Below are 11,933 nucleotides of genomic sequence, written 5' to 3'. Positions count from 1 at the left end.
GCGGCGGTGGAACTAAGTGGTTGCACTAGGTTGCACCTAGTAAATCTCCGAGAGTAAGATCGCGCCAGCCCCGTAGTCTGGCTAGTTGCGCTTGCGCGTGTCGCCAGGACTGCCAACCGTCTTACCAAGATCCGCTGGAGAACTGCCCGCATGGCCACCACCACCCTTGGCGTCAAGCTTGACGATGCTTCGCGCGAACGCCTGAAACGTGTTGCCCAATCGATCGACCGCACCCCGCACTGGCTGATCAAGCAGGCGATCTTCACGTACCTGGAACAGGTGGAACGCGGCCAGCTGCCCCTCGAGGCCGGTTCGGCCGCGCTGGCCGATGGCGAGGCTGCCGACGCCGGCGACGCCGGGCAGGGCGACGCCATGCCTCAGCCGTTTCTGGAATTCGCCCAGAGCATCCAGCCGCAGTCGGTGCTGCGCGCCGCCATTACCTCGGCTTACCGCCGGCCCGAAACCGAGTGCGTGCCGATGCTGCTGGAGCAGGCCCGCCTGCCGCAGGCGCAGGCAGACGCCGCCATCAAGATGGCCAAGGCGCTGGCGCAAAAGCTGCGCGAGCAGAAGGTAGGCACCGGCCGCGAAGGCCTGGTGCAGGGGCTGATCCAGGAATTCTCGCTGTCGTCGCAGGAAGGCGTGGCGCTGATGTGCCTGGCCGAGGCCTTGCTGCGCATCCCCGACAAGGCCACGCGCGACGCGCTGATCCGCGACAAGATCAGCGGTGCCAACTGGCAGTCGCACCTGGGCCAGAGCCCGTCGCTGTTCGTCAACGCGGCCACCTGGGGCCTGCTGCTGACTGGCCGCCTGGTGGCCACCCATACCGAAGCCGGCCTGTCGAAGGCGCTGACGCGCATCATCGGCAAGGGCGGCGAGCCGCTGATCCGCAAGGGCGTGGACATGGCCATGCGGCTGATGGGCGAGCAGTTCGTCACCGGCGAGACGATCTCCGAGGCACTGGCCAACGCGCGCAAGTACGAGGCCGAGGGCTTCCGCTATTCGTACGACATGCTTGGCGAAGCGGCCATGACCGAGGCCGACGCCCAGCGGTACCTGGCCTCGTACGAGCAGGCCATCCACGCCATCGGCCAGGCGTCGCGCGGCCGGGGCATCTATGAAGGCCCGGGGATCTCGATCAAGCTGTCGGCGCTGCACCCGCGCTACAGCCGCGCCCAGCACGAGCGCGTGATCACCGAACTGTACGGCCGCCTGAAGAGCCTGACGATGCTGGCCCGCCAGTACGACATCGGCATCAACATCGACGCCGAGGAAGCCGACCGCCTGGAAATCTCGCTCGACCTGCTCGAACGCCTGTGCTTCGAGCCCGAGCTGGCCGGCTGGAACGGCGTCGGCTTCGTGGTGCAGGGCTACCAGAAGCGTTGCCCGTTCGTGATCGACTACCTGATCGACCTGGCCCGCCGCAGCCGCCATCGTCTGATGATCCGTCTGGTCAAGGGCGCCTACTGGGACAGCGAAATCAAGCGCGGCCAGGTGGATGGCCTGGAGGGCTATCCGGTCTACACGCGCAAGGTCTATACCGATGTGTCGTACGTGGCCTGCGCGCGCAAGCTGCTGTCGGTGCCGGACGCGATCTATCCGCAGTTCGCCACGCACAACGCGCACACGCTGTCGGCCATCTACCAGATCGCCGGGCAGAACTACTATCCCGGCCAGTATGAGTTCCAGTGCCTGCACGGCATGGGCGAGCCGCTGTACGACCAGGTGGTGGGCGCCAAGGCCGATGGCAAATTCGGCCGGCCGTGCCGCATCTACGCCCCGGTGGGTACGCACGAGACGCTGCTGGCGTACCTGGTGCGCCGGCTGCTGGAAAACGGCGCCAACACGTCGTTCGTGAACCGCATTGCCGACGAATCGATTCCGCTCGACGAACTGGTGGCCGACCCGGTGGCCGTGGTCGAGCAGATGCACAAGGCCGAAGGCACGCTGGGCCTGCCGCACCCGCGCATTCCGCAGCCGCGCGCGTTGTACGGCAAGGCACGCGCCAATTCGGCCGGTATCGACCTGTCGAACGAGCATCGCCTGGCGTCGCTGTCGTCGGCGCTGCTGGCGGGCGCCAGCGAGGTGCTGCGCGCCGATCCGCTGCTGGGCGCCGAGGTGGACCGTGCCGGCGCGAAGTCCGAGCCGGTGCTGAACCCGGCCGACCACCGCGACGTGGTGGGTCACGTGAGCGAAGCCACGCCGGCCCAGATCGAAGCCGCGCTGACAGCCGCCGTCAATGCGGCGCCGATCTGGCAGGCGACGCCACCAGAAGTGCGTGCCGCCGCGCTGGAACGTGCCGCCGACCTGATGGAAGCCCAGATGCAGTCGCTGATGGGCATCATCATGCGCGAGGCCGGCAAGACGTTCTCGAACGCCATCGCCGAAGTGCGCGAAGCCGTGGACTTCCTGCGCTACTACGCGGTACAGGTGCGCGAGACGTTCTCGAACGACACGCACCGTCCGCTGGGCCCGGTGGTCTGCATCAGCCCGTGGAACTTCCCGCTGGCGATCTTCACCGGCCAGGTGGCCGCGGCCCTGGCCGCCGGCAACCCGGTGCTGGCCAAGCCGGCGGAACAGACGCCGCTGATCGCCGCCGCCGCCGTGCGCCTGCTGCGCGATGCCGGCGTGCCGGCTGGCGCCGTCCAGCTGCTGCCGGGCCGTGGCGAAACGGTGGGCGCCGCGCTGGTGGGCGATGCCCGCGTGAAGGGCGTGATGTTCACCGGTTCGACCGAAGTGGCGCGCCTGCTGCAGCGTAACGTGGCGGGCCGCCTGGACGCGGCGGGCCGTCCGATCCCGCTGATTGCCGAAACCGGCGGCCAGAACGCGATGATCGTCGACTCGTCGGCGCTGGCCGAACAGGTGGTGGGCGACGTCGTGAACTCGGCGTTCGATTCCGCCGGCCAGCGTTGCTCGGCGCTGCGTGTGCTGTGCCTGCAGGAAGACGTGGCCGACCGCATCCTGGAAATGCTCAAGGGCGCGATGGGGGAGCTGACGCTGGGCAACCCGGATCGCCTGTCGACCGACGTGGGCCCGGTGATCGACGAGGAAGCGCGCGGCAATATCGTGCGCCATATCGAGGCCATGCGCGCCAAGGGCCGCCGCGTACATCAGGCCGACGCCGGTTCGGCCGCCTGCCGCAACGGCACGTTCGTGCCGCCGACGCTGATCGAACTCGATTCGATCGCGGAACTGAAGCGCGAGGTGTTCGGCCCGGTGCTGCACGTGGTGCGCTACCCGCGCGCCGCGCTGGACACGATGATCAGCCAGATCAACGATACCGGCTACGGCCTGACGCTGGGCATCCATACGCGGATCGACGAAACCATCGCGCATATCGTTGACCGCGCGCACGTGGGCAACCTGTATGTGAACCGCAATATCGTGGGCGCCGTGGTGGGCGTGCAGCCGTTTGGGGGCGAAGGCCTGTCGGGCACCGGGCCGAAGGCCGGCGGCCCGCTGTACCTGCATCGCCTGCTGTCGGTATGCCCGCAGGACGCCGTGGTACGTGGCGTGCGCACGTCCGACATGGGCGGCGCCACGCCGGCCGCGCCGGAAAACACGGCGCTGGCCGCCCTGGAGGCCTGGGCAAACGCCAGCCTGCCGGACGTGGCGCAGGCGTGCGGGCGCTTTGCCGCCGCTTCGGCCTCGGGCCTGTCGGTGACGCTGCCGGGCCCCACGGGCGAGCGCAATACGTACTCGCTGCTGCCGCGCGAACGCGTGCTGTGCCTGGCCCAGCAGGAATCGGATCTGGCGCTGCAACTGGCGGCCGTGCTGGCCGTGGGCTCCGAAGCGTTGTGGACTGACACACCCGTCGCAAAGACCCTGTTGGCGCGCCTGCCTGCCGCAGTACAATCGCGCGTCCGCGTGGTTTCCGACTGGCAGGGTACCGATATCGCCTTCGACGCGGTGCTGCACCACGGCGATTCCGACCAGCTGCGAACGGTCTGCGAGCAGGTGGCCACGCGTCCCGGCCCGATCGTCAGCGTGCAGGGCCTGGCCCAGGGTGAACCGAATATCGCGCTGGAGCGTTTGTTGATCGAGCGTTCGCTGTCCGTCAATACGGCGGCGGCGGGCGGCAATGCAAGTCTGATGACGATCGGCTGAGGCCAGGGGCCAGGCGGATTGTCAGCAAAGCGCGTGGCGGGGGCCGGCGATCCCGACCCTGCCGCGCAACCCAGGAACGGACCGGTGCTGCCAACGCCGATCCGCAAATATGCCGACACCGGCACCATATGGCACCCTATGGGACCCAAGGAGAACTGATGAGCTCGACATTCCGCAAGACGGCCATGACCGTTGCCATGGCCGTTGCAGGCCTGACCGCCGCCTCGGCCGCTTTCGCCCAGGCACAGGAAATCAAGCTGGGCTACGCCGGCCCGCTGACCGGCGGCCAGGCACAGTACGGCAAGGACATGCAGAACGGCATCGTCCTGGCCATCGACGACATGAACGCCACCAAGCCGAAGATCGGCGGCAAGGATGTCAAGTTCGTCCTGATCTCCGAAGACGACCAGGCCGACCCGAAGACCGGTTCGGTGGTGGCGCAGAAGCTGGTGGATGCCGGCATCCAGGGCATGCTTGGGCACTTCAACTCGGGCACCAGCATCCCGGCGTCGATGGTCTACAACCGCGCCGGCATTCCGCAGATCGCCATGGCCACGGCGCCTGAATACACCAAGCAGGGCTTCAAGACCACGTTCCGCATGATGACGTCCGACACCCAGCAGGGTTCGGTGATCGGCGCCTTCGTGGTGAAGAAGCTGGGCGCGAAGAACATCGCCATCGTCGACGACCGCACCGCGTACGGCCAGGGCCTGGCCGACGAGTTCGAGAAGGCCGCCAAGGCCGCCGGCGGCAAGATCGTGCGCCGCGAATTCACGAACGACAAGGCCGTGGACTTCAAGGCCGTGCTGACCAACATCAAGCGCAGCAACCCGGACGTGATCTTCTATGGCGGCGCCGAGACCCAGTCGGCCCCCATGGCCAAGCAGGTCAAGGAACTGGGCATGAAGGCCCCGATCGTATCGGGCGAGATGTCCAAGACCGACAACTTCCTGAAGCTGGCCGGCCCGGCAGCCGAAGGCACCGTGGTGTCGCTGGCTGGCCTGCCGCTGGAACAGATGCCCGGTGGCGCGGCCTACGAAAAGAAGTACGAGAAGCGTTTTGGCTCGAAGGTCCAGACGTACTCGCCGTACGCCTATGACGGTGCCACCGCGATGATGACCGCCATGATCAAGGCCGGCTCGGCCGATCCGGCACGCTACCTGCCGGTGCTGGCCGCCACGAACATGCAGGGCGTGACGACCAAGACCCTGGCCTACGACGCACGCGGCGACCTGAAGGACGGCGGTATCACCGTGTACAAGGTCGAAGGCGGCAAGTGGACCGTGCTGGAAACGGTCGGCGGCAAGTAATCGCCCCAATTGCCACAGTTTTGATGCATTTCCTGTAGTACCTCAGCACACCGGACGGCTTTCCTACGGACGGGGTGTTCTGACAGTAGCACTGACGCCACCCGGGCCTGGCCCGTGGTGGCGTTTTTTGTTTCGGGGCGGGGCGCAACCCATTTCAAGGGTACGGCGATTGTGCTCCGGGTTCGGGCGTCGCTAGCCTGCTGCGCAATGCTGTCGAGGGCGATGGCATTTCGTCATGGGGGGCGGCATGGTGATTTTCTATACGGCAGTGATGGGCGATCCGCTCGATACGGGCGGCAACAGTCAAGTTATCGAAGGCGCGCAGGACAACACGATCGAGGGCCCGGATGGTCGGAGTCGCCCGGTCGCACTGGTCGGACACCGGGCATGGTGCGATGCGTGCAAGAGCGTTGGCGTGATCGTGGAGGCGCCCGGATCGCCATATCACAACAGGATGGTGGATTTCGTGGCAGGCGGAGCGCGGGAAGCCCTGGGCGGTGATCTCGTGATGTGCCAGTGCAAGTCACCGGCTCGCATTATTGCCGTCTATGGCCGCAGCTCGATGATTCTTCCCGATTCCGGTCCCGCTGTGGAGACGGCTGCGGCACGAGCCAATCCCGCAGGAAACCCCGACGACTACGACGAGCACTTTGTCCTGACGGACTTGCGGACAGGCCTGCCCCTGGCGGGCTTCGCATGGGGCATCGATACACCGGACGGGCCACGCGAAGGGTGCACGGGGGCAGACGGCAAGACGGCCACCATTTGCGGCTGTGACCGCGAGCCAATCACCCTCGCATGGGTCGCGCAAACGGAAATGGGGATTCGATCATGAGCATCGCTACGTCCAATCTCAGCCCGAAAGACAACCGTCAAGGCGCGGTTGTGAAGGTCGACCAGATGTATCTCGACGAGATACCCGGCGCCATGGACAAGATGGGCTGGCGGGTGTCTGCCGCATTGATGCGCAGATGGTTTGCAACGAAGCCGGCTTGGGTGATGGGTGCGGAGGAAAGAACAAGGACCGATGTGGCCGTGCTTTCAGCGTCTCGCGTTGAAAGTCGATTGGTGACCATGAAATGGTTACTGGGCTTCGAATCGGTGCTTCCGGCATTCGAGGCGTTGCGCAAGGGCTGGAATACTCCCAGGGGCCTCGCTGTACTGCGGGACCGGCTACGTGCCGTCGGATGGTCCCCCGGCTTACATGCAACCCTGGGGTATGGCGTGAGAAGCGCCGTGATGGCGGATGCCACATGCCAGGTCAATCTCAAGCCTTTCGGCGCGTACAACGACACCTTCAATGAGCGGTCAATAAGGGAACCTTGAAGCTGGCTGTCAAAGGTCAGGCGATGCGCTCTCCCGTAACAGGGAGTGACATTTTCAAGATCGACAAGGTAGGCATCTATTGCCGTGATACGTACGACTTCCAACGCGAGTTGGTACACAGATATGGCGATTGGCTTGGGGGTGTGGAGTCGAGACCGGTGTTTGTCGAAAGCAGAAATGGCCGCGTATATCGGATCACCGCCCGCACTGAGAGCCGCCAGATTTCCGGGTTTCGTTCCAACGAAAAACGTGGACTTTCGGCGCTGGCAGAAAGCCCGAAACGAAGGCGGCGATTTTTACGTTTTTTCCGACATATTGTGGGTACAGCCGCATAGCGACCATGTTCCACTGGATTAAGCGACGCTTGTGGTGGATGCTTCTGGCCATTTTCATTGGGGGCGTGAGCTTTGCTGTGAAGCGCGGCATCTTGTTCGACGACGACTGCTGGAGCCCGAATCACGAATATTTCATGGTCCGGAAACAGAGTTTGTGGTCTGCGATGTTCTCTCAATTCGGCTACGAGGAAGGCTGGGTTCTGGTCTATGACAAGTACGGCAACCTTGTGCATCGATGGGACGGAGACCTTACCACGCAAGGCGGTCCATTCTGGGCGGGCAACGAAGTGCTGATCCTCAACAAGCCGGAGGCCAGTCTGCGCTTGCCCAGCGATGCAGGCGAAGGCGATTTGAATCGCATTTGCTATTAGCCCTATGACCGCCAAACGTTCGCTGCGCCGGATTTTACAACGGGAATGGTGGTATTTCCTCCCACTCATCCCATTCCTTCTCATGGCCGCCAATTTCTCGTACAGCCTTCTGTTTGGCGAGCGATGCTGGAGTCCCAATCGTCAATACTATTTGATACAAATGGAAAGCCTGCTGTCGTCGGCACTGTATTCGCCCGGCACGGGCTTTGGATGGATTTTGGTGTTCGACCAGAAGGGGCGCTGGCTGTATCACTGGCATGGGGAGTTCCTCACTTACAACAGGCCGACGTGGAAAGACGATTCCCTATGGATTGGCGAATCTACCCGGCTGTCCCTCTATGCCGCAGCCGGACCGAACGGCGCCGCGAAGATGTGTTTCTGCATGTATCGGGCAACCTTTCCCAACCCCTGTGAGCCACTGTAGCCCGCGCTAGCCGATGGCCGACCAGCAGCAGGACGCCACCCGGGCCTGGCCCGTGGTGGCGTTTTTTGTTTTGGGGCGGGGCGCAATCCATTTCAAGGGTATGGCGATTGTGCTCGGGGTTCGGGCGTCGCTAGCCTGCTGCGCAATGCACCCTCTCATGGGTGGCGCAAACGGAAATGGGGATTCGATCATGAGCATCGCTACGTCCAATCTCAGCCCGAAAAACAACCGTCAAGGCGCGGTTGTGAAGGTGGACCAGATGTATCTCGACGAGATACCCGGCGTCATGGACAAGATGGGCTGGCGGGTGTCTGCTGCGTTGATGCGCAGATGGTTTGCAACGAAGCCGGCTTGGGTGATGGGTGCGGAAGATAGGGTTGAGGCTGATGTTTTGAAGCACCCGGCATCGCGTGTGGATAACCGACTGATAACCATGAAATGGTTGCTGGGCCACGAATCGGTACTCCCAGCGTTTGATGAACTAAGTTCTGCCTGGGACACGGCCGCTGGCCGGAGAGAATTGATGAAACGGTTAAGAGCCGCAGGCTGGAAACCTGGCGTCCGTACCAAGCTAGGTTATGGGGTCACCAACGCAATGCAGGCGGAGACGACGTGTCAGGTGAACTACAGCATCTTTGGTGCTTACCGGGACACCTTCAACGATCTATTTGGCGCTATTAACAAGGGTTTGTTCAAACTGGCGTTGAAAGGTCAGACTACCGAATCACCGATAACGGGGCGTGAAGTTTTCGAAATCCACAAGATCGGAATCTACTGCCGGGACACGTACGACTTTGGTGCGGACTGGTGGGTCGATAGCGCCTTCGGACTTGGTGTGTGGAGTCGCGATCGCTGCTTGTCGAAAGCAGAAATGGCCGCTTATGTCAGCGCCCCCGTCCCTTTTAGAGCCGCGCGATTCCCTGGCTTTGTGCCCCTGCGCAATGTCGATTTTCGGCGTTGGCAGCAAGCGAGAAACGAGGGTGGGGATTTCTATGTCTTTTCAGACATTCTCTGGATCGAGCCGCATATTGATCATGTCCCTCTGGCGTAAGCGCAGCTGGCTGTTGGCGGCTTTACTGCTTGGCGCAAGCGTTGTCGCCTACAACAGTCGGCAGGGCGTTCCGCTTGGCGGCAACTGCTGGAGTCCGAACGGCGAGTACTTCCTGGTGCGCAGGCAAACTTTGACGTCGGCCGTCATCTCGGAGCCCGATTTTGAGACCGGATGGATCCTTATATTCGACAAATACGGCAATCTGATACATCGCTGGGATGGGAGTCTTCACCCCGCAGGCGGCCCGTTTTGGGATGATGATGCTGTAATTGTCGGGGGGGTGGACGGGGCCGTCTTGCCGTTGCCAACGGCTGCTGGAAACGGTGATCTTGCTCGGCGCTGTTATTGAACGCGCGACTGTGCGGTAAGTCACGAGTGATAACTAAGCGCTTGTTTTGCCAACGCAGAACGCGGACAGCATTACCGGGTATGTCATCTATGAGCGTTAAATGCTACCTGGCGTGGCTCGTTGGCATGCTGTCAACCCAGATCGCGTTTGCGTGCGTGCCAAGCCGGAACGTCGATATCTATTTTGCGTTCGACTCGGCCGGAATATCGGCGGCCGAATTTCGCAGATTAGCTGATTGGGCGCTGGAGCAACGCAAAAACTATCCAAATCAGCAGGCGATCTACCTGGACGGCTATGCGGAAGAAGTCGAGTCTGCCCCGCGCGCGCTTGCCAGCCGAAGGGCCTCGGAAGTCGAAAGATTGCTTGTCCAGCTCCGGTTCAACAGCATCCCGATGGAAACATCGGCAGCCGTATATCGAACAGGCGACGTCAGCAATGGCAAGCGAGTTGAGGTGTCCCTGCTTCCCGCCTGCCCGAACGATTGCTGTCGATGAGGGCTCGCTGGTGCAACGGCGCAAGCCACAGCATTCCGGCCCCTCATTCCGCGCTCCGCAGACCCACTTCCCACCCCGTCAACCCAAATCAGACCCCTTTCCGCCCCTGTTCTCTCCCAAGCGTGCCACGGCAATGGCGCATAATTCCGCCTTTGCCGAATTCTGATGAAGGAGCGGACCGTGCAGGATGTCCGTTACGAGCACGCGATCGCGCTGGCCAATGCCGGGCGCCATGACGAGGCGTTGCAGGTTGCCGACCAGCTGTGGGCGGCGCACCCCGAGGTGGTGGATTATGCCGCGTTGCGGGCGCAGATCCAGTCCGACCGTGGCGACGTGGCCGCCGCGCTGGCTGCCCTGGACGAAGCCATGGCGCGCCTGCCCGAACTGCCGCTGGCGCCGATGCACCGCTGGGCGTCGCGCGGGGCGCTGGTCCATATGTATGGCACCTTGCTGATGCGCGATGGGCGCGACACCGAGGCGCAGCCATGGCTGCACGAGGCGGCGCGTCGCAACGGGCTGGCCACCGGCGAATGGGCCGCGCACTTCTATGCCGGCTTTGTCGCGTTCCGGCTGAACGACTTCGCGCTGGCCGGGCGGTACTGGCACGACCTGCTGTACCGGGCCCCCGACCTGGGCGCCAGCGACATCCTGCCGCTGGTCCAGGATTACGTGGCACGCAGCGATGCCGCCGAACTGCTGGGCGAACCGCTGCTGCGTATCTGCCTGGGGCGCATCGCGCTCGATTCCCCGGAACTGCTCGACCTGACGCCTGCACAAGGCGATGCGCTGGCTGCGGCCCAGGCCGAGCGCGTGCTGGCCGAACAGCCCGATCATCCCGAGGCCCGGCGCCTGCGGGCGCCGCTGCGGCTGGGTTCCGAGCCCGCTGCGGCGCTCGACGATCTGGAGACCTATCTGCGCCAGCGGCCCGACCCGCTCGCGCAGGTCCGTGCGCTGACGTGGCGTCACCAGGCCAATGTCACCGCCGGCGCCAACGCCCCGGCGCAGCCCGCGTGGACCGGTTTCGCCGTGACGGCGGATGCCGACGATGGCGCGCTGTACTTCCATGCAGCGACCGCACTGGGCAGTTTCCTCGATGAAGTCCCCGCCTCGCAGGCGGCGCTCAAGACGACGCTGGAGGCCATGTGCCGCAAGGGCCTGTCGTGCTTCGAGTCGTATTTCGAGACCGGCGAGGGCGATGCCCAGGGGCACGGCGGCAATGCCGACCCCCATCTCTATTCGCTGCTGTGCCGCCTGCTGGGCCGTACGCTGCCGGCCGATGCGGCGCATTTGGACGAGAAGGTCGCGTTGCACCGCAAGGGCATGGCGGCCAGCGATTTCATCGACCACTGGATCGACCTGCTCGACACCTACGCGGCGGCGGGCCAGCACCAGCAGGTCGTGGACATGGCCGGCGAGGTGCTGAACCGCTATCCGGTGGAGCGCAACCCGGCCGGCGTGAGCTGGGCTTTCAGCCGTCTGGTGGCGGCCTGGGCGGCGATCGGCGGGCGCGAAGCCACCGAATCGGCCAGTGCCGCGCTGGCGCATATGGATGCCCGGCTCGATGCCTTGCCCGTGGAAGCCCGCACCGAGGGCGCCCACGCGATGGCCCACGCGCGTGCCCATTACGGCGCGCTGCTGCAGACCGGCATGGCGTCGATGGACGAGCACGACAAGGCGGATGCCATCGCCGAGCTCGAAGCCCTGCAACGGCGCTCGCTGCTGATCGAGGATGCCTGGGTATCGGGCCGTTTCGGCCAGATCTGGCGTGACCTCGGCGACAACGAGCGCGCCATGCCGTTGCTCGAACAGGCGGTGCAACTGGGCGAGGGCGATGCACGACAGCAGGCGCTGGCGCGGGTGCAGCGCGCCCGGCTGCTGGTGGACCTTGGGCGCCACCCCGAGGCGCTGACCGACTTCCAGATTGCCTTTGCCGCGCGCGACGACTGGGACGCACAGACCTGGCTGGCCGCAGTGCAGGCCGCGCTGGGCATGGGACAGCGCGAAACGGCGTTGGGATGGTTCGAGCGCGCACGCGGTCTCGATGCCGAGAAGGGCGTCACCCGTGGTTTGTTCGCCAAGGTGGAAACGGCACTGAAGGCCACACGGCCGAAGTGGAAACTCTGGGGCGTTTGATGTCGGGTCGCAAAATGTGACCCATCGCACCAGAGA

At 64.2% G+C, this 11,933-nt stretch carries 11 protein-coding genes and 1 pseudogene; all 12 read left to right on the top strand.

Annotation, left to right across the window (positions count from 1 at the left end):
* Positions 1-150: 150 nt before the first annotated feature.
* The 12 genes and pseudogenes from putA (at position 151) to D9X30_RS02155 (ending at position 11,897) form a co-directional block, all read left to right on the top strand.
* Positions 151-4,104, top strand: coding sequence for a trifunctional transcriptional regulator/proline dehydrogenase/L-glutamate gamma-semialdehyde dehydrogenase (putA, locus tag D9X30_RS02200; RefSeq protein ID WP_153946340.1), 3,954 nt, complete (start codon positions 151-153; stop codon positions 4,102-4,104).
* 158 nt (positions 4,105-4,262) lie between these two features.
* On the top strand, positions 4,263-5,414 hold the full coding sequence (locus D9X30_RS02195; protein WP_092602235.1) for a branched-chain amino acid ABC transporter substrate-binding protein: 1,152 nt from the start codon (positions 4,263-4,265) through the stop codon (positions 5,412-5,414).
* A gap of 247 nt (positions 5,415-5,661) precedes the next feature.
* Entirely contained in the window at positions 5,662-6,249 is a 588-nt protein-coding gene (locus D9X30_RS02190) for a PAAR domain-containing protein (protein ID WP_153946341.1), read from the top strand.
* Positions 6,246-6,740 (top strand): DUF6402 family protein, encoded by a 495-nt coding sequence (locus D9X30_RS02185; RefSeq protein WP_153946342.1) that lies wholly within the window; start codon positions 6,246-6,248, stop codon positions 6,738-6,740. Before D9X30_RS02190 ends, D9X30_RS02185 begins: the two co-directional genes overlap by 4 nt.
* Positions 6,741-6,763: 23 nt before the next feature.
* Positions 6,764-6,820: pseudogene (locus D9X30_RS29845) on the top strand (hypothetical protein); the annotation flags it as partial.
* A 43-nt stretch (positions 6,821-6,863) separates the two neighbouring features.
* Entirely contained in the window at positions 6,864-7,097 is a 234-nt protein-coding gene (locus tag D9X30_RS29840; RefSeq protein WP_502799605.1) for a DUF6402 family protein, read from the top strand.
* Positions 7,081-7,446 carry a hypothetical protein gene (locus tag D9X30_RS02180; RefSeq protein WP_153946343.1) on the top strand — a complete coding sequence of 122 codons (366 nt, stop codon included), beginning with the start codon at positions 7,081-7,083 and terminating at the stop codon, positions 7,444-7,446. Before D9X30_RS29840 ends, D9X30_RS02180 begins: the two co-directional genes overlap by 17 nt.
* Before the next feature lie 4 nt (positions 7,447-7,450).
* The gene (locus tag D9X30_RS02175; RefSeq protein ID WP_153946344.1) at positions 7,451-7,870 is read left to right on the top strand and encodes a hypothetical protein; all 420 of its coding nucleotides are present in this window, start codon (positions 7,451-7,453) and stop codon (positions 7,868-7,870) included.
* Between the two features lie 13 nt (positions 7,871-7,883).
* Complete coding sequence (locus D9X30_RS02170) at positions 7,884-8,921, top strand: DUF6402 family protein (protein WP_153946345.1); 1,038 nt, start codon at positions 7,884-7,886, stop codon at positions 8,919-8,921.
* Positions 8,905-9,270: a hypothetical protein gene (locus D9X30_RS02165; protein ID WP_153946346.1), complete on the top strand. Its 366-nt coding sequence runs from the start codon at positions 8,905-8,907 to the stop codon at positions 9,268-9,270. The genes D9X30_RS02170 and D9X30_RS02165 overlap by 17 nt, the downstream gene beginning before the upstream one ends.
* Before the next feature lie 125 nt (positions 9,271-9,395).
* Complete coding sequence (locus tag D9X30_RS02160; RefSeq protein WP_194946464.1) at positions 9,396-9,764, top strand: OmpA family protein; 369 nt, start codon at positions 9,396-9,398, stop codon at positions 9,762-9,764.
* Between the two features lie 165 nt (positions 9,765-9,929).
* Positions 9,930-11,897 (top strand): tetratricopeptide repeat protein, encoded by a 1,968-nt coding sequence (locus D9X30_RS02155; protein ID WP_153946348.1) that lies wholly within the window; start codon positions 9,930-9,932, stop codon positions 11,895-11,897.
* Positions 11,898-11,933: the final 36 nt, after the last annotated feature.

This window comes from Cupriavidus sp. U2 (assembly GCF_009663685.2).
GTDB lineage: Bacteria > Pseudomonadota > Gammaproteobacteria > Burkholderiales > Burkholderiaceae > Cupriavidus > Cupriavidus necator_C.
The sequence above is the reverse complement of the archived record's forward strand: the minus strand, read 5'-3'. Positions and strand labels throughout refer to the sequence as shown.

Excerpts from the sequence above, each read along its gene's own strand:
- putA (WP_153946340.1), top strand. The coding sequence starts at position 151 with ATGGCCACCACCACCCTTGGCGTCAAGCTTGACGATGCTTCGCGCGAA.
- D9X30_RS02195 (WP_092602235.1), top strand. The coding sequence starts at position 4,263 with ATGAGCTCGACATTCCGCAAGACGGCCATGACCGTTGCCATGGCCGTT.
- D9X30_RS02190 (WP_153946341.1), top strand. The coding sequence starts at position 5,662 with ATGGTGATTTTCTATACGGCAGTGATGGGCGATCCGCTCGATACGGGC.
- D9X30_RS02185 (WP_153946342.1), top strand. The coding sequence starts at position 6,246 with ATGAGCATCGCTACGTCCAATCTCAGCCCGAAAGACAACCGTCAAGGC.
- D9X30_RS29840 (WP_502799605.1), top strand. The coding sequence starts at position 6,864 with ATGGCGATTGGCTTGGGGGTGTGGAGTCGAGACCGGTGTTTGTCGAAA.
- D9X30_RS02180 (WP_153946343.1), top strand. The coding sequence starts at position 7,081 with ATGTTCCACTGGATTAAGCGACGCTTGTGGTGGATGCTTCTGGCCATT.
- D9X30_RS02175 (WP_153946344.1), top strand. The coding sequence starts at position 7,451 with ATGACCGCCAAACGTTCGCTGCGCCGGATTTTACAACGGGAATGGTGG.
- D9X30_RS02170 (WP_153946345.1), top strand. The coding sequence starts at position 7,884 with ATGGCCGACCAGCAGCAGGACGCCACCCGGGCCTGGCCCGTGGTGGCG.
- D9X30_RS02165 (WP_153946346.1), top strand. The coding sequence starts at position 8,905 with ATGTCCCTCTGGCGTAAGCGCAGCTGGCTGTTGGCGGCTTTACTGCTT.
- D9X30_RS02160 (WP_194946464.1), top strand. The coding sequence starts at position 9,396 with ATGCTGTCAACCCAGATCGCGTTTGCGTGCGTGCCAAGCCGGAACGTC.
- D9X30_RS02155 (WP_153946348.1), top strand. The coding sequence starts at position 9,930 with ATGAAGGAGCGGACCGTGCAGGATGTCCGTTACGAGCACGCGATCGCG.